The sequence below is a fragment of the Ferrimonas balearica DSM 9799 genome, from assembly GCF_000148645.1.
Lineage (GTDB): Bacteria > Pseudomonadota > Gammaproteobacteria > Enterobacterales > Shewanellaceae > Ferrimonas > Ferrimonas balearica.
Window position 1 is genome coordinate 381,191 of record NC_014541.1, and the last position, 15,343, is coordinate 396,533.

The 15,343-nt window shown below is 61.0% G+C and carries 15 protein-coding genes; 9 read left to right on the top strand and 6 right to left on the bottom strand.

What is annotated here, in order from left to right:
• Position 1 precedes the first annotated feature (1 nt).
• The 6 genes from murC to lpxC all read left to right on the top strand — a co-directional run bounded on the left by murC (position 2) and on the right by lpxC (position 6,620).
• Positions 2-1,462 carry a UDP-N-acetylmuramate--L-alanine ligase gene (gene murC / locus FBAL_RS01835; RefSeq protein WP_013343867.1) on the top strand — a complete coding sequence of 487 codons (1,461 nt, stop codon included), beginning with the start codon at positions 2-4 and terminating at the stop codon, positions 1,460-1,462.
• Positions 1,455-2,375 carry a D-alanine--D-alanine ligase gene (locus tag FBAL_RS01840; protein ID WP_013343868.1) on the top strand — a complete coding sequence of 307 codons (921 nt, stop codon included), beginning with the start codon at positions 1,455-1,457 and terminating at the stop codon, positions 2,373-2,375. The genes murC and FBAL_RS01840 overlap by 8 nt, the downstream gene beginning before the upstream one ends.
• A gap of 10 nt (positions 2,376-2,385) precedes the next feature.
• Positions 2,386-3,132: a cell division protein FtsQ/DivIB gene (locus tag FBAL_RS01845; RefSeq protein ID WP_013343869.1), complete on the top strand. Its 747-nt coding sequence runs from the start codon at positions 2,386-2,388 to the stop codon at positions 3,130-3,132.
• Entirely contained in the window at positions 3,129-4,364 is a 1,236-nt protein-coding gene (gene ftsA, locus FBAL_RS01850) for a cell division protein FtsA (protein ID WP_013343870.1), read from the top strand. The genes FBAL_RS01845 and ftsA overlap by 4 nt, the downstream gene beginning before the upstream one ends.
• A 33-nt stretch (positions 4,365-4,397) precedes the next feature.
• Positions 4,398-5,618 carry a cell division protein FtsZ gene (gene ftsZ, locus FBAL_RS01855; RefSeq protein WP_013343871.1) on the top strand — a complete coding sequence of 407 codons (1,221 nt, stop codon included), beginning with the start codon at positions 4,398-4,400 and terminating at the stop codon, positions 5,616-5,618.
• Positions 5,619-5,708: 90 nt separating this feature from the next.
• Positions 5,709-6,620, top strand: a complete 912-nt coding sequence (gene lpxC / locus FBAL_RS01860) for a UDP-3-O-acyl-N-acetylglucosamine deacetylase (RefSeq protein ID WP_013343872.1) — start codon at positions 5,709-5,711, stop codon at positions 6,618-6,620.
• On the opposite strand, the gene FBAL_RS01865 is transcribed toward lpxC, so the two are convergent.
• A complete protein-coding gene (locus FBAL_RS01865; protein ID WP_041251133.1) occupies positions 6,617-7,075 on the bottom strand; it encodes a DUF721 domain-containing protein in 459 nt (152 codons plus the stop codon). The genes lpxC and FBAL_RS01865 overlap by 4 nt on opposite strands.
• Before the next feature lie 31 nt (positions 7,076-7,106).
• Here FBAL_RS01865 and FBAL_RS01870 point away from each other — a divergent pair, with 31 nt between their 5' ends.
• From FBAL_RS01870 to mutT, 3 genes are all read left to right on the top strand, one after another.
• Positions 7,107-8,012, top strand: coding sequence for a peptidoglycan DD-metalloendopeptidase family protein (locus FBAL_RS01870; protein ID WP_013343874.1), 906 nt, complete (start codon positions 7,107-7,109; stop codon positions 8,010-8,012).
• 75 nt (positions 8,013-8,087) lie between these two features.
• Positions 8,088-10,805: a preprotein translocase subunit SecA gene (gene secA / locus FBAL_RS01875; protein ID WP_013343875.1), complete on the top strand. Its 2,718-nt coding sequence runs from the start codon at positions 8,088-8,090 to the stop codon at positions 10,803-10,805.
• Positions 10,806-10,873: 68 nt separating this feature from the next.
• The gene (gene mutT, locus FBAL_RS01880) at positions 10,874-11,263 is read left to right on the top strand and encodes an 8-oxo-dGTP diphosphatase MutT (protein ID WP_041251134.1); all 390 of its coding nucleotides are present in this window, start codon (positions 10,874-10,876) and stop codon (positions 11,261-11,263) included.
• On the opposite strand, the gene FBAL_RS01885 is transcribed toward mutT, so the two are convergent.
• The 5 genes from FBAL_RS01885 to FBAL_RS01905 are packed head-to-tail and all read right to left on the bottom strand — an operon-like array spanning position 11,190 to position 15,336.
• Positions 11,190-12,881, bottom strand: a complete 1,692-nt coding sequence (locus FBAL_RS01885) for a PglL family O-oligosaccharyltransferase (protein WP_013343877.1) — start codon at positions 12,879-12,881, stop codon at positions 11,190-11,192. The two genes, mutT and FBAL_RS01885, sit on opposite strands and share 74 nt — an antisense overlap.
• Positions 12,881-13,105, bottom strand: a complete 225-nt coding sequence (gene yacG, locus FBAL_RS01890) for a DNA gyrase inhibitor YacG (protein WP_013343878.1) — start codon at positions 13,103-13,105, stop codon at positions 12,881-12,883. Before yacG ends, FBAL_RS01885 begins: the two co-directional genes overlap by 1 nt.
• Complete coding sequence (locus FBAL_RS01895; RefSeq protein ID WP_013343879.1) at positions 13,102-13,851, bottom strand: cell division protein ZapD; 750 nt, start codon at positions 13,849-13,851, stop codon at positions 13,102-13,104. Before FBAL_RS01895 ends, yacG begins: the two co-directional genes overlap by 4 nt.
• Positions 13,835-14,458 (bottom strand): dephospho-CoA kinase, encoded by a 624-nt coding sequence (gene coaE / locus FBAL_RS01900; protein WP_013343880.1) that lies wholly within the window; start codon positions 14,456-14,458, stop codon positions 13,835-13,837. The genes FBAL_RS01895 and coaE overlap by 17 nt, the downstream gene beginning before the upstream one ends.
• Positions 14,455-15,336 (bottom strand): prepilin peptidase, encoded by an 882-nt coding sequence (locus FBAL_RS01905; RefSeq protein ID WP_013343881.1) that lies wholly within the window; start codon positions 15,334-15,336, stop codon positions 14,455-14,457. Before FBAL_RS01905 ends, coaE begins: the two co-directional genes overlap by 4 nt.
• Positions 15,337-15,343: the final 7 nt, after the last annotated feature.

The window sequence follows — 15,343 nt, forward strand, 5'->3', positions numbered from 1 at the left end:
GATGAGCAAAGTACAGGTCTCTGGCGCCAACAGCCCCCGTCCGGGCATGGGGCGCGTAAAACGCATTCATTTTGTCGGCATCGGTGGTGCTGGCATGGGCGGCATCGCTGAGGTGCTGGCCAACGAAGGTTATCAGGTCAGTGGTTCTGACATCGCTCAGAATCCGGTCACCGAACGACTGGTTCAGGCCGGTGCTGCCGTGCACATCGGCCACAGTGCCGAGTGGGTGGAAGACGCCGATGTGGTGGTGGTGTCCACCGCCATTCGTGAAGAGAACCCGGAGATCCGGGCGGCCCGAGAGCGGCGCATCCCGGTGGTGCGTCGTGCTGAGATGCTGGCGGAGCTGATGCGCTTCCGCCACGGCATCGCGGTGGCCGGTACCCACGGCAAAACCACCACCACCAGCCTGACAGCCAGTCTGTTTGGCCAGGGTGGCCTGGATCCGACCTTTGTGATCGGTGGCAAGCTCAACAGCGCCGGCACCAATGCCCAACTGGGCCTGGGTCGCTACCTGGTGGCGGAAGCGGATGAGTCCGACGCCAGCTTCCTGCATCTGCAGCCGATGATCTCGGTGGTCACCAACATCGAGCCGGACCACATGGACACCTACGGTGGCGACATCAACAAGCTGTACGACACCTTTGTGGATTTCCTCCATAACCTGCCGTTCTACGGCGTCGCGGTGTTGTGTCTGGATGATCCGGGAGTGCAGGTGATCCTGCCCCGGGTAGGCCGTCGCATCGTGACCTACGGATTCCATCCTGACGCCGACGTGCGCGCCGAGGATTTTGTTCAGGTCGGCACCCGCACCCAATTTACCCTGCACCGCCCCAACCGTGATCCGTTGCCGCTGGTGCTCAACCTACCGGGCCGTCACAACGTGCAGAACGCGCTGGCGGCCATCGCCGTGGCGATGGAGGAGGGTGTTGAGGACGACGCCATTGAGGCCGCACTGGACCAGTTCCAGGGCATTGGTCGTCGCTTCCAGCAGTATGGCGAATTCGATACCGGCGCCGGCAAAGTGTTGCTGGTGGACGATTACGGGCACCACCCCAGTGAAGTGGCGGTGACCATCAAAGCGGCCCGTGCCAGCTGGCCGGATCGCCGTCTGGTGATGGTGTTCCAGCCCCACCGCTTCAGCCGTACCCGCGATCTGTACGACGACTTCTGCGCGGTGCTGTCGGAGGTGGACTGTCTGCTGCTGATGGAGGTGTACAGCGCCGGTGAGGACCTGATCCCAGGAGCCGACAGCCGCGCCCTCTGTCGCTCGATTCGACAGCGTGGCATCGACCCGGTCTACGTACCGGGCCCGGAAGGATTGCCCGCACTGCTGGCCGACCAGCTCCAGGATGGTGATGTCGTGCTGACTCAAGGCGCCGGTAACATCGGTGCCCTGGCGAAAGATCTGGCCCAGATGGGACTGTCCGTGAACAAGATGAAACAGGAGCGCAGCGGTGAGTGAGGTTGTGAAGCAGGACAAGGTGGCGGTGCTGTTTGGTGGCACCAGCGCTGAGCGGGAAGTCTCTTTGCGCTCCGGTGCTGCGGTGCTGGCCGGATTGCAGCGTGGCGGCGTGGATGCCCACCCGTTTGACCCGGCAGAGCGCTCGCTGGATGAACTTAAAGGCTTCGATCGCGCCTTTATCGTGCTGCACGGCCGCGGCGGTGAAGATGGTACCGTTCAGGGCGCGCTGGAGCTGATGAAGATCCCCTACACCGGCTCCCGGGTTCTGGGCTGTGCAGTGGCGATGGACAAGGTGCGCACCAAGTGGTTGTGGGCTGGCCTTGGCTTGCCGACTGCGGATTTTGAAGTCGTTGATAAAGAGTCGTTTAGTCCGAACAGTGCTGAGGATATAATGGCCCGCTTGGGTTCGCCGGTGATGGTGAAACCCGCCTGTGAAGGCTCCTCCATCGGCATGGCAAAAGCTGAGGATGCGGCGTCTTTGCAGAAGGCGATCGACACCGCTTTGCAGTACGACGATACCGTGCTGGTGGAAGCCTGGGTCCATGGCCCGGAGTTCACCGTGTCGATTCTTGGCGAAGAGGCGTTGCCGGCGATCCGGATGGAAACCCCCAACGTGTTTTATGACTACGAAGCCAAGTATCAGAGCCAGACCACCCAGTATCACTGTCCGGCGGGTCTGAGCGACGACGACGAGCAGGCCCTGCGGGCCTTGGCACTGCGCGCTTTCAAGGCGGTGGGTGCCAGTGGCTGGGGTCGGGTTGACGTGATGCGGGATGCGGATGGCAGCTGGCGTTTGCTGGAGGTCAACACCGTACCCGGCATGACCGAAACCAGCCTGGTGCCCAAAGCGGCCAACGCTGTGGGCGTGGATTTTGACACACTGGTAGCCCGAATTCTGGCGGCCAGTTACTGACGACAAGGCGATGGTGCTGGCGCAATGGCGTGAGATTCGGTGGAGCCTGTGGCTGGGGCTCACCTTCCTGTTTCTGGTCCTGATTGGACTGGTGCAGGGCGGGCTCTGGCTCAAGGCCTTTGCCACCAGCGCCGATCAGCTGCCGATCGAAGAGGTCGCGCTGATGGGCGAACGGCGCTTTACCGCCGACCAGGAGGTGCGGGATGCCCTGCACAACCTGGAGACCTGGAGTCTGTTTACCGCCGATGTGGGGCAGATCCGGGACGCGTTGGACGACCTGCCCTGGGTAGACCGGGTCACCGTCCGACGCGAATGGCCCAACCGCCTGCGGGTGTTCCTGGTGGAGCAGCAGCCGGTGGCGCACTGGGACGGCGAAGGCTGGTTGAATGACCGGGCCGAACCGTTCCAGGCCCCAGTCAGACCTGGGCTGGATGCCCTGCCGGAACTGCGAGGGCCCCAGGGCAGCGCAAGCAAGGTTTGGCAGATGTGGCAGCAAGTGTCTGAATTGCTGGCATTGAATGGCCACACTGGGCACTCTTTGAGTCTCAGCGGGCGCCACGCCTGGCAACTGGTGCTGGATAACGGCATCGCCCTTGAACTGGGCAGAAAAGATACCCTGGCCCGGGTGCAGCGTTTTATCGACGTCTGGCCCGAGCTACAGCGTGACGGCCGAGTGCCGGAACGGGTGGACTTACGATACGACACGGGATTGGCCGTGCGTTGGCAGCAAAACGAGCAAGAGAAGCAGAAGGGATGACCACGAGCACAGAAACCGGTTTGGTCGTTGGCCTGGACATCGGCACCGCACAAGTCACCGCAGTGATCGGTGAGGTGCTGCCGGATGGCGAAATCAGCGTTATTGGTATCGGCAGTCAGTTGTCCCGGGGCATGGACAAGGGTGGGGTGAACGACCTCGACTCGGTCGTGCGCTGCGTCCGGCTGGCCCTGACCCAGGCGGAAAATATGGCCCAGTGTGAGGTGGCGTCGGTGTATCTGAGCATCTCCGGCCACCACATCAGCTGCCAGAACGAAAAAGGCATGGTCTCCATCGACGGTGCCGAGGTGATGCAGGAAGACGTGGACCACGTGATCCACACCGCGCAGTCGGTCAAGATCCCCAATGAGCGACGCATCCTGCATGTCCTGCCCCAGGAGTTCACCATCGATGAACTCGAGGGGATCCGCAGTCCGGTCGGCATGTCCGGCATGCGGATGGAAGCGAAAGTGCACATGGTGACCTGCGCGTCCGACTGGGCCCGCAACATCACCAAGTGTGTGGAGCGCTGTGGCATCCATGTGGATGGCCTGGTGTTCTCCGGCATCGCTTCCGCCGAATCGGTACTGACCGAAGATGAGAAAGACCTCGGCGTCTGCCTGGTCGACATCGGTGCGGGTACCACCGACATCGCGATCTACAGCGGTGGGGCTCTGCGTCACTGTCAGGTGATTCCGGTGGCCGGCAACCAGGTGACCAGCGACATCGCCAAGATCTTCCGTACGCCACTGAGCCATGCGGAGCAGATCAAAGTGCAGTTTGCCTGTGCCCGCAGTGGCCTGGTGAGCAGCGAAGACAGCATTGAAGTGCCGTCAGTGGGTGGTCGTCCCGCCCGCACCATGTCCCGCCAGACCCTGGCGGAGGTGGTGGAACCCCGTTACCAGGAGCTGTTTGAGCTGGTGGCGGATGCCCTGCGTGCCAGTGGCCTGGAAGACCAGGTGGCGGCCGGGGTGGTACTGACCGGTGGCACTGCCCAGATCGAGGGCGCGGAAGTGGTGGCGGAGGAGTGCTTCGGCATGCCGGTGCGCCTGGCCCAGCCGCTGCCCCTGAAGGGATTGAACGATTACATCCGGGAGCCCAGCTACGCCACGGCGGTGGGGCTTCTGCATCACGGCGCCCAGCAACTGATGGAAAAGACTCAGGAGCGGGCACCACAGAATGGCATAAGCCAGCTGCTGACACGCATGCAGAGCTGGTTTAAAGGTGAATTTTAAGTTTTTGGACGCGGGCTGAACGGAGAAAAGAGCATGTTTGAGATCGTGGATTGTCACAATGATGACGCTGTCATCAAGGTCATCGGCGTCGGTGGCGGCGGTGGTAATGCGGTAGAACACATGGTCGAACAGACCATCGAAGGGGTGGAGTTCATCTGCGCCAATACCGATTCCCAGGCGCTGCGCAAGTCGTCCGCCAACACCACCATCCAGCTGGGTAAAAATGTCACCAAGGGCCTGGGTGCCGGTGCCAACCCGGAAGTGGGCCGCGAAGCGGCACTGGAAGACCGTGAAACCATTCGTGCCGCCATCGCCGGTTCCGACATGGTGTTTATCGCTGCCGGTATGGGCGGCGGTACCGGTACCGGTGCAGCTCCGGTTGTCGCGGAAGTGGCCAAGGAGGAGGGGATCCTCACCGTGGCTGTGGTCACCAAGCCGTTCTCCTTTGAAGGCAAAAAGCGCTCCGCCTTTGCCGACCAGGGCATCGACCTGCTGTCCAAGCACGTTGACTCCTTGATTACCGTGCCGAACGACAAACTGCTGAAGGTTCTGGGCGGTCGCACCAGCCTGCTGGACGCTTTCAAAGCGGCCAACAACGTGCTGCTGGGTGCGGTTCAGGGTATCGCTGAACTGATCACCCGTCCGGGCCTGATTAACGTCGACTTCGCCGACGTCAAAACCGTGATGTCCGAAATGGGTAACGCCATGATGGGTACCGGTGTTGCCCGCGGTGAAGACCGTGCGGAAGAAGCGGCAGAAGCGGCTGTAGCCAGCCCGCTGCTGGAAGACATCGACCTGTCCGGCGCGCGCGGTGTTCTGGTGAACATCACCGCTGGCCTCGACATCAGCATCGAAGAGTTCGAAACCGTGGGTAACCACGTGAAGGCTTACGCCTCCGAAAACGCCACTGTGGTGGTGGGTGCGGTTATCGATCCGGAGATGAGCGACGAGCTGCGCGTGACCGTTGTGGCCACCGGTATCGGTGCTGAGAAGAAGCCGGACATTCAGTTGGTGTCCAATGCGGTCGCTAAACCTAAGCAGCCGGAGCCGGCTCGCGACGCTTACACCGCGGAACCGGCAGCGCCGAGCATGACTCGTCCGGCCGTGGAGCCGTCCCACAATGAGCCCGCAGAACCGATGCGGACCTCTGTGGGTGGCCAGGGTGGCGCGGCAGCCGCCAAGCAGCCCAATGAGAACCTGAACAAGGACAACTATCTCGATATCCCGGCGTTTCTGCGCCGTCAGGCCGATTAAACCAATCGATCTGACTGGTCAGTCCGGATTTTGGCAGTTGGTCAAAATGTGATAGGATGCGCCCCTGAAATGTTAGGAGCAGTGTGCTAGATGAGTAAACAGCGAACGCTACAGCGCCCAATTCAAGCCACTGGTGTGGGTCTCCACTCCGGTAAAAAGGTGACGCTCGGGATCAAACCGGCCCCGGCGAATACAGGTATTGTATTCCGCCGTGTCGATCTGAACCCCGTGGCGGAGATCCCGGCGCGCGCTGATCTGGTTCGTGAAACCACCCTTTGTACCGGCCTGGTCAATGAGCAGGGCGTCAAGGTGGCGACCGTCGAGCACCTGCTGTCTGCCCTGGCAGGCCTGGGTGTGGACAACGCTTTCATCGAGGTGGACGCGCCGGAAATTCCGATTATGGACGGCAGCGCCAGCCCCTTCGTCTTCTTGCTGCAAAGCGCTGGTATTGTGGAGCAGTCTGCGTCCAAACAGTATCTGCGTATCCGCAAGACCGTGCGTGTAGAAGATGGCGACAAGTGGGCCGAGTTCCGCCCCTATCACGGCTTCAAACTGGACTTCTCCATCGATTTCCAGCACCCGGAAATCAGCCGCAGTGCCCAGCGTATGACCCTGGATTTCTCCGCCGGGGCATTCAGCCGCAAGATCAGCCGAGCTCGTACCTTCGGCTTTATGAAGGACATCGAGTTCCTGCGTGCCAACAACCTGGCGCTGGGTGGCAGCATGGAGAATGCCATCGTGCTGGACGAGTTCCGGATCCTGAATCCGGACGGTCTGCGCGACAAAGATGAGTTTGTGAAGCACAAGATCCTCGACGCCGTCGGTGATCTGTACCTGGCTGGTCACGCCATCCTGGGTGAGTACCGGGCCCACAAGTCCGGTCACGCCCTCAATAACCAGATGGTGCGGGCGGTCCTGGCGGATGCCTCGGCCTGGGAGCTGGTGAGCTTTGAACAGGCCCAGGAGGTCCCAATGGACTACCTGGTTCCTGCGACTGCCTAATCGGACTTTGATCCTTTATCTGGCCGCCCTGCTTGGGCGGCCAGTCGTTTCAGCTTCTCTCCCAATTCGCCGCCTATATTCTCTGCCAGCTGTTGTAAGTGCTCGCTCGCTTTGTCGCTTAAGCGGTTGGTATTGGTGGGCTTCTCCGCCTGGAGGCGGGACAGCTGCGGGTTGACTTTAAACTCGATACTGGTGAGCATGGGAAACCCCTTGCCCCTCAGCTCTGACAGCAGTTCCAGACGCTGGTACTGCAACCGGGTTGCCCAGGCTGCCGAGCTCACGCCAATCACCAGAACGCCGCCGCGCAGATTGGACACCGCACAGTGCGGACGCACTGCCGGATCCAACGCTGCCAGCAGATGCTGGTGTAACTGGGCCAATGTGCCGGACTTATCCTGGATCTGCGCAAAACGCTGGCCCATCAACATGGACAGGTCCTGAGGCTTGGACTTCATTTCAGGGATCATTACAAAAACGAACTAGGCCATGAGTGTAACAGTCTTTATTCGTGGAAAGCACGGTGTACGCCGTATCGAACCCGGCAAACGTTGGTTGCTGGCGCCGTTGATGCTGGTGGCAGCCGGTGCAACCTTGTGGTGGCAGGCAAGGGAAAACGTCTCCACCGTGGAACACCAGTTGGCGGCCGCTTCGGCCTCCACGGAACATCATCAGAATGAGATCGCCGCGCTGCGCGATCGCACCGAGGCCCAGCTCTCCTTGCTGGCGGCTCGGCTTGGTCGCATGCAGGCCCGCATGAACCGCATCGAATCTCTGGGGATCGCTGTGGCGGATCGGGTCGAGCTGTCGGATCAGTTCGACTTCCAAAGCGAAGTGGGATTGGGCAGCAGCGGCGTCGAACCCTCCGAACAAGTGGAGCTCAGTTTGCTGCTCGAAGAGATGGATCAGATGATGCTTCGACTCGAACGTGCAGATGATCAGCTCGCCCTACTTGAAACTCTCGAACGTCATCACCATATCGATGAGGACACATACTTATCCGGCCGTCCGTTATCCAAAGGCTGGCAGTCGTCCTCCTTCGGTTACCGCAACGATCCCTTCAATGGACGTCGTACCTTACACCGGGGACTGGATTTTGCCGGACCGGAAGGTGGCGAGGTGATCGCGACGGGGGCGGGAGTGGTATCCTACTCCGGCACCATGTTCGGATATGGCAATCTCGTAGAGATTGACCACGGTAACGGTGTGAAAACCCGTTACGGGCATAATAAGGAGAATCTGGTGGAGCTTGGCCAGGTGGTGGCCAAGGGGGAAACCGTCGCGCTTATCGGTAATACCGGGCGCTCAACCGGACCCCATGTGCATTACGAAGTGATGCTCAACGATCAACAGGTGGATCCTGCGCGGTACGTGTACCGCAAGCCCAGAACTTAAGGGGTCCTTGGCAGTTTAATTTCAGGGCGCTGGCGTTTGCCGGCGCCTGCTGTAATTCAGTAGCGACGTAAGGCAATGTTTGGAAAACTCCTCACCAAGGTTTTTGGTAGCAAAAACGAACGTACTCTCAAGCAGCTGCAAAAGGTAGTTGCCCAAATCAACGCATTGGAAGCGGACTGGGAAGCGCTGAGCGACGAACAGTTGAAGCAGAAGACTGAGGAGTTCAAGCAACGCTTGGCCGACGGCACTCCGTTGGACGCCGTGTTGCCGGAAGCCTTCGCCACCGTACGCGAGGCCTCCAAGCGCGTGTTCGGCATGCGCCACTTTGATGTCCAGCTGGTGGGCGGTATGGTGCTGCAGTCCGGCCGCATCGCCGAGATGCGCACCGGTGAAGGTAAAACCCTGACCGCGACCCTGCCAGCCTACCTCAATGCCCTGACCGGCAAAGGCGTTCACGTCATTACCGTGAACGACTACCTGGCCCGCCGTGACGCCGAGTGGAACCGTCCGCTGTTTGAATTCCTCGGCATGACCGTCGGCATCAACGTGCCGGGCCTGTCCCATATGGACAAGAAGGCCGCCTACGAGGCCGACATCACTTACGGCACCAACAACGAATTCGGCTTCGACTACCTGCGTGACAATATGGCGTTCTCCGCGCCGGAACGTGTCCAGCGCGAACTGCACTATGCGGTGGTGGATGAAGTGGACTCCATCCTTATCGATGAAGCCCGTACCCCGCTGATCATCTCTGGCGCAGCGGAAGACAGCTCTGCCCTGTACATCCAGGTCAACACCCTGATCCCGAAACTGGTTCGCCAGGACAAAGAGGACAGCGAAGAGTTCACCGGTGAAGGGGACTACAGCGTTGATGAGAAGGCCAAGCAGGTCAACATGACCGAGCGTGGTCAGGAGAAGGTTGAACAACTGCTGCTGGAAGCGGGCCTGCTCAACGAAGGTGACTCCCTCTACAGCGCCACCAACATCTCCCTGCTGCACCACGTGAATGCGGCCCTGCGTGCCCACACCCTGTTTGAGCGTGATGTGGACTACATCGTCAGCGACAACGGCGAGATCGTGATTGTGGATGAGCACACCGGCCGTACCATGCCGGGTCGTCGCTGGTCTGATGGCCTGCACCAGGCGGTGGAAGCCAAAGAGGGTCAGCGCATCCAGAACGAGAACCAGACTCTGGCGTCCATCACCTTCCAGAACTACTTCCGTATGTACGAGAAGCTGGCAGGCATGACCGGTACCGCCGACACCGAAGCGTTCGAATTCCAAAGCATCTACGGCCTCGACACCGTGGTGATCCCGACCAACAAGCCGATGATCCGTAAGGACATGGCTGACCTGGTTTACCTGACCGCCGAAGAGAAGTTCGAGGCGATCATCAACGACATCCGTGACTGCATTGAGCGTGGTCAGCCGGTATTGGTGGGCACCATCTCCATCGAATCCTCCGAGCTGCTCTCCAACGTGCTGCGCAAAGCCAAGATCAAGCACAACGTGCTGAACGCCAAGTTCCACGAGAAAGAGGCGGAGATCGTGGCGGAAGCGGGTCGTCCCGGCGCCGTAACCATCGCCACCAACATGGCCGGCCGTGGTACCGATATCGTACTGGGCGGCAGCTGGCAGTCTGAAATTGACGCTCTGGGTGAAGGCGCCACTGAAGCGCAGATCGAGAAGATCAAAGCCGACTGGCGGGTGCGCCACGAGCAGGTGCTGGAAGCCGGTGGTCTGCACATCATCGGTACCGAGCGTCACGAATCCCGCCGTATCGACAACCAGCTGCGTGGCCGTTCCGGTCGTCAGGGTGATGCCGGTTCCTCCCGTTTCTACCTGTCCATGGAAGATGCCCTGATGCGCATCTTCGCCTCCGACCGCGTGTCCGGCATGATGAAGAAGCTGGGCATGGAGCGTGGCGAAGCGATTGAACACCCCTGGGTGAACCGTGCCATCGAGAACGCCCAGCGCAAGGTGGAAGCCCGCAACTTCGATATTCGTAAGCAGCTGCTGGAGTACGATGATGTGGCCAACGATCAGCGTCAGGTGGTGTACGCCCAGCGTAACGAACTGATGGACGCCGAGGACATCCACGAAACCATCGAAGCGGTTCGTGCTGACGTGCTGGAAGAGGTTGTCGGCCAGTACATCCCGCCGCAGTCGCTGGAAGAGATGTGGGACATCCCGGGCCTGGAAGAGCGTCTGGCTTCCGACTTCAACCTGAAGCTGCCGATTGGTCAGTGGCTGGAAGAGGAAGACGACCTGCACGAAGAGAACCTGCACGAGCGCATCGTGAAGGCGTGGGATGATGCCTACGCCGCCAAGGAAGAGCAAGTAGGTGCACCGGTACTGCGTCAGTTCGAGAAAGCGATCATGCTGCAGACTCTCGACAACCTTTGGAAAGAGCATCTGGCCGCGATGGACCACCTGCGTCAGGGTATCCACCTGCGTGGCTACGCTCAGAAGAACCCGAAGCAGGAGTACAAGCGTGAGTCCTTTGCGCTGTTCCAGAGCATGCTGGACAGCCTCAAGACCGACGTGATCAGCATCCTGTCCAAGGTGCAGGTGCAGGCTCAGGCGGACGTCGATGAGATGGAAGCCAAGCGCCGTGAGCAGGAGGAGCAGCTGGCCCGTATGCGCAACTTCCAGCACGCCCAGAGTGAAGGTATGGGTGAGGAGGGCGAAAGTTCTCCTGAGCAGCGTCAGGGCCCGAAAGTCGGCCGTAACGACCCGTGCCCCTGTGGCTCCGGTAAGAAATACAAGCAGTGCCACGGTAAGCTGAGCTAAGCCCCGCGGCAACAAGAGGGCGGCCCATCATGGCCGCCCTTTTTTATGGCACAAATGAGAGCAATGACATGGCGATAGTGCAGGTGGCGATTGGTCTGGTGGTGATCGATGGGGCAGTACTGGTGGCAAAACGCCACAAAGATCAGCACCAGGGCGGTTTATGGGAGTTCCCCGGGGGAAAAGTGGAGCCCGGTGAAACCCCGGAGCAGGCGGTGATCCGAGAGTGTCAGGAGGAGGTGGGGCTGACCCTGAGCCAGCCGGAGTTGTTTGATTACATCGAACACGACTACGGCGACCGCCAGGTGCAGCTGAGTGCGTTCCTGGCCACCGCCGCGGAGGGGGAAGCGCACGGGCGTGAAGGCAACCCGCTGCGCTGGTGTCCGATCAGTGAGCTGGCGCAGCTGCCGATGCCGGCAGCGAACGGGCGGCTGATTGAGAAGTTGTTGGCGGCGCAGTAACCGCGCGCTGGAACTTGGGCTGGTCCCGGAACAGGTATTGGCCGCGTTGGCGTACCTGCTCCGCCTCATCGTACCGGCCCTGTGCCCACAGGCTGTCCTGCCAGAGCGCGTAGCTGCCGATGGTGGGACGTAACCGGGCCTCCTCATGGGCCAGCTGCTCCGCCTGAGCCAGGGCGGTGGGGCTGCCGACGCGCAGCAGCGCCTGAGTGGTGAGGTAGTTGATGTTCCTGGTCTGGCCAAAGGGGTTCACAATCTCAACCAGATAGTGGGGCTGCTTGGTGGCGTAATATTGGCCAGCCACGTAGGTGGTGTGCAGGTTGGTCAGCATAAAGGCCCACACCAGCACCACCATAATGGGCGCACTTAACCGCAACACGCCTTCGCCGCGCAGAGTGAGGCGACGCCAGCGGCCCGGCACCATGGCCGCAACCAGAACGGCAAACAGCGCCAGATGGGGCGCCGACTGGTACAGCGGATACTCGGTTTGGCTGTGCAGCAGGACAGGCAACAAACAGAGCCACAGCGCTTTGTGGCGCAGACGGCCAGCCCGCCATACCCGATAGGTGACCCAAAGGCCAAACATCAGAATCGCCACCATCGGCAGCAAGCCGCCTTCAACGCCCCAGAACAGCAGTTCGTTATGGGGGTGGCTGCTGGCGGTGCTCCAGTAGGGGTAGTCTCCGGCCCCGGCCTGATGCTGCGCCTGTTTCTCCATAAAGGCGGGCTGAAACTGACCGATGCCCACGCCTTGCCACGGGTGTTCGGCGATCAACTCGGCGGACAAGCCATACAGGGTGGTGCGATACCCGGGCTGCTCCAGATTGTCGCGGGGCGGCGCCTGGTTCAGCGCCTGCAGCGCTGCGCCCAGAACCACCCCAACGACCAGCAGTGCCCACAGGCGTTTACTGAGGTGCCAGCCCAGCAGTGCGGACAAACCCAATAGCGCCAGGGTGGTGCCAACCACACCGGTACGGGATTGAATCAGCCACTGCGCCGTCGCCCCCAACAGGATCAGCAGCCAGCTTAACCGGCGCCAGCCCTGGCTGGTTTCCTGCTGCAGCCGGTAGTAGCTGATGGCCATGGTGGCGCCGATAAAGGTGGCGACCAGATTGGTTTGCTGGAAGATGCCCACGGGTCGCTGGCTTGTCATCAACGCGGGAAACCATGTGGGACTGAGAAACTGGATCAGGGAGAACAGGGTCTGGATAAGGCCGGCGGCAATCACCAGACGCCAGAACAGACGTTGCTGTTGGGGACGCAGCGACATCTGTTGCTGGCACAGCAGCAGAGCCAGCAGAGCGAACAGGCCTAAGTAGCGGGGCAGGGCAGTACCGGCCCAAGGGGCGGGGGACCACAGCAGAGGCAGGCAGAGCGCCAGCAGGCAGAGGGTGGACACCGGCAGCAGGGCGTTGAATCGGAGGCAGCCCCGCCGGGCGGCTTGGTAGGCGCCAACGGCCAGCACCAGCGCTAACGCCATCCAGCTGGTGGTGTTAAACGCCAGGCTGAGCCCGCTGCCGCCGCCGTTCGGTTGGTAGTAGTGCATGGCCAGCAGCCATAACAGCCCCCAGGCCCCCAGATACCAACGGTTTAACTGACCCTCCCTGGTCATTGTCATCATCAGTGCTCCCGGTCCTGTTCGTCCTCGTCCTGCAGGAAGAAGTCCGGTTCACTGATATCAAACTCGTCCGGCAGTTCCGGTTTGCCGGCGATGGCGTGGCGCTCTTCGGCCCACTCGCCTAAATCAATCAATTTGCAGCGTTCACTGCAGAAGGGGCGGAAAGGGTGTTGCTCGTCCCAGCTGACTTCAGCCTGGCAGGTGGGGCATTCGACTTTCAGGGTCATTTCGGTTCCATGGAGAGAGACAGGCGCAACGGCAGGTTGCGGTTGTCGGCCTTGCCACTCTCGTAGTTGATCAGGTGAATGGTAAAGCGGTGGCGGTGGGCGCTGATGGTGGGGTAGACCCCATACTCCTGCTTAATCTGGACCCGCAGCAGTTCAAGGCCCTGCTCACAGGTTTCCTGATAGCAGCCGTTCATTGCCATCTGGTCGCCCCAGCGTGCGGTTTCCCGCAGCATGGTCAGCAGCAGGCGGATGCTGTCTAGCATTGGTGCCAGCGCCTTGCGCCAGGCCATGGCCTGGGCTGACTTGTCGGCGGTGGGCAGGGCTTGCCAGAAGTGCAGCTGAGGCAGGTCGAAGTTGCCGTAGCCCCCCGGAATGTTCATGCGCTGACGCACCGCGGAGAGAAAGCGGTCGGTTTTCAGTTGCTGGCCGGGGCGGCTGATCTCGTGGAGGCTCTGGAGCAGGGTTTTAAACTGGGATTCCAGCGCGTCCAGTTGGGCCAGATCGACGTTGTCCGCCTGGCGCCAAAACGCAATCTGGCCCAGGTGACGTTCCAGATCCTTGAGGATGTCGCTGCGCAGATCGGCGCGCTCGAGCAGTTCGATCAGCTCAAACAGCGCACGGAAAAAGGCCAGTTCGGCACCGGGGTGTTCAAACTGGCTGTGGGCATCCATCTGGGCCGCAACGGTCTCAATCCGCAGATAGTTGCGGATCTTTTCGTTCAGGGGTTGTTCATACACCAGTAGCACTGGAGCGACTCCTCGCCAAAGTCAGGAATTTCTGGTGCAGACGGTGCACCTGCGGCGTAAGCGCTTCAATCGGACCGCTGTTGTCGATCACCTCATCGGCCAGGGCCAGACGCTCGCTGCGGCTGGCCTGACGGGCGATGATCTTATCCACCTCGTTGCCATCGGTCTGGTCGCGCAGGGCGGTGCGATGGCGTTGCTGGGACTCCGGTACGTCCACCACGATCAGGCGGTCCACCAGCGCTTGCAGACCATTTTCCACCATCAGGGGGACCACCATCAAGGCGTATTCACCGGGGGCTTCCCGGCACTGGCGCTGCATCTCGGTCCGGATCATCGGATGGGTGAGGTTGTTGAGCCACTGACGCTCCGCCTCGTCGTTAAACACCCGGCGTCTCAGTTCGGCGCGATTCAGGGTGCCATCGGGGTTCAGCAGCGTTTCGCCAAAGTGGTCAACAATGGCCTGCAAGCCGTAGGAACCCGGCGTAACCACGTCACGGGCAATGATGTCCGCGTCCACCACGGTGACACCCAGCTGAGCAAACTGGTCGCTCACCTGGCTTTTGCCGGAGCCGATGCCGCCGGTCAGGCCAACAATCAGGTCGCTCATACGCCCACCACGGTGTGCAGATACCAGTTCACGATGTCGGTGCCCCAGACCAGATAGATCCAGCCACCCAGCACAATCCAGGGGCCAAAGGGCATCGGTTTGCCCCGGCCCAGCTTGCCGGAGACCTGCAGGGTGATACCGACCACCGCGCCGCCTATTGAGGCGATCAGGATCACCGGCAGCAGGGCGGGGTAGCCGAACCAGGCACCAAACAGCGCCAGCAGTTTAAAGTCGCCGTAGCCCATCCCCTCTTTGCCGGTCAGCAGCTTAAACAGCTGGAACAGGGACCACAGCGACAGGTAGCCCAGGGCCGCGCCGATAACGGCTTGCTCAAGGGGCACAAACAGGCCATTGAGGTTCACCAGCAGGCCCAGCCACAGCAGAGGCAGGGTCAGTTGGTCCGGCAGCAGCATGGTGTCGAAATCGATGGCAGCGAGGCTGATCAGCCCCAGGGTCAGCACCCAGGCGGCCAGGAACTGGGCACTGGGGCCAAAGTGCCAGGCCAGAAACAAAGTGGCGAGACCGGTCAGCAGCTCTACGGTGGGGTAGCGCAGGGAGATGGGGGTTTTACAGTGGTGGCAGCGCCCCCGCAGCAGCAGGTAGCTCAGCACCGGAATATTGTGCCAGATCGGAATCGCGGTACCGCAACGGGGGCAGGCGGAGCCGGGCACCATCAGGTTAAAGCGGTCTGGCAGTTCTGAGGCGGGGGCGGGCATCGAGAGCGCCTCGGCACACTCCTGTTGCCACTCCCGCTCCATCATCAGCGGCATCCGGTGGATCACCACATTGAGGAAACTGCCCAGGATCAAACCCAGGGCGGTGGTGAGAAGCAGAAATAACCAGGGAAGCTGGTCAAACAGCGCGATCCAGTGCGTCATCAAAAGC

Coding starts and splice junctions, on each gene's coding strand:
- murC (WP_013343867.1), top strand. CDS start 2: ATGAGCAAAGTACAGGTCTCTGGCGCCAACAGCCCCCGTCCGGGCATG.
- FBAL_RS01845 (WP_013343869.1), top strand. CDS start 2,386: ATGGTGCTGGCGCAATGGCGTGAGATTCGGTGGAGCCTGTGGCTGGGG.
- ftsA (WP_013343870.1), top strand. CDS start 3,129: ATGACCACGAGCACAGAAACCGGTTTGGTCGTTGGCCTGGACATCGGC.
- ftsZ (WP_013343871.1), top strand. CDS start 4,398: ATGTTTGAGATCGTGGATTGTCACAATGATGACGCTGTCATCAAGGTC.
- lpxC (WP_013343872.1), top strand. CDS start 5,709: ATGAGTAAACAGCGAACGCTACAGCGCCCAATTCAAGCCACTGGTGTG.
- FBAL_RS01865 (WP_041251133.1), bottom strand. CDS start 7,075: ATGAAGTCCAAGCCTCAGGACCTGTCCATGTTGATGGGCCAGCGTTTT.
- FBAL_RS01870 (WP_013343874.1), top strand. CDS start 7,107: ATGAGTGTAACAGTCTTTATTCGTGGAAAGCACGGTGTACGCCGTATC.
- secA (WP_013343875.1), top strand. CDS start 8,088: ATGTTTGGAAAACTCCTCACCAAGGTTTTTGGTAGCAAAAACGAACGT.
- mutT (WP_041251134.1), top strand. CDS start 10,874: ATGGCGATAGTGCAGGTGGCGATTGGTCTGGTGGTGATCGATGGGGCA.
- FBAL_RS01885 (WP_013343877.1), bottom strand. CDS start 12,881: ATGATGACAATGACCAGGGAGGGTCAGTTAAACCGTTGGTATCTGGGG.
- yacG (WP_013343878.1), bottom strand. CDS start 13,105: ATGACCCTGAAAGTCGAATGCCCCACCTGCCAGGCTGAAGTCAGCTGG.
- coaE (WP_013343880.1), bottom strand. CDS start 14,458: ATGAGCGACCTGATTGTTGGCCTGACCGGCGGCATCGGCTCCGGCAAA.
- FBAL_RS01905 (WP_013343881.1), bottom strand. CDS start 15,336: ATGACGCACTGGATCGCGCTGTTTGACCAGCTTCCCTGGTTATTTCTG.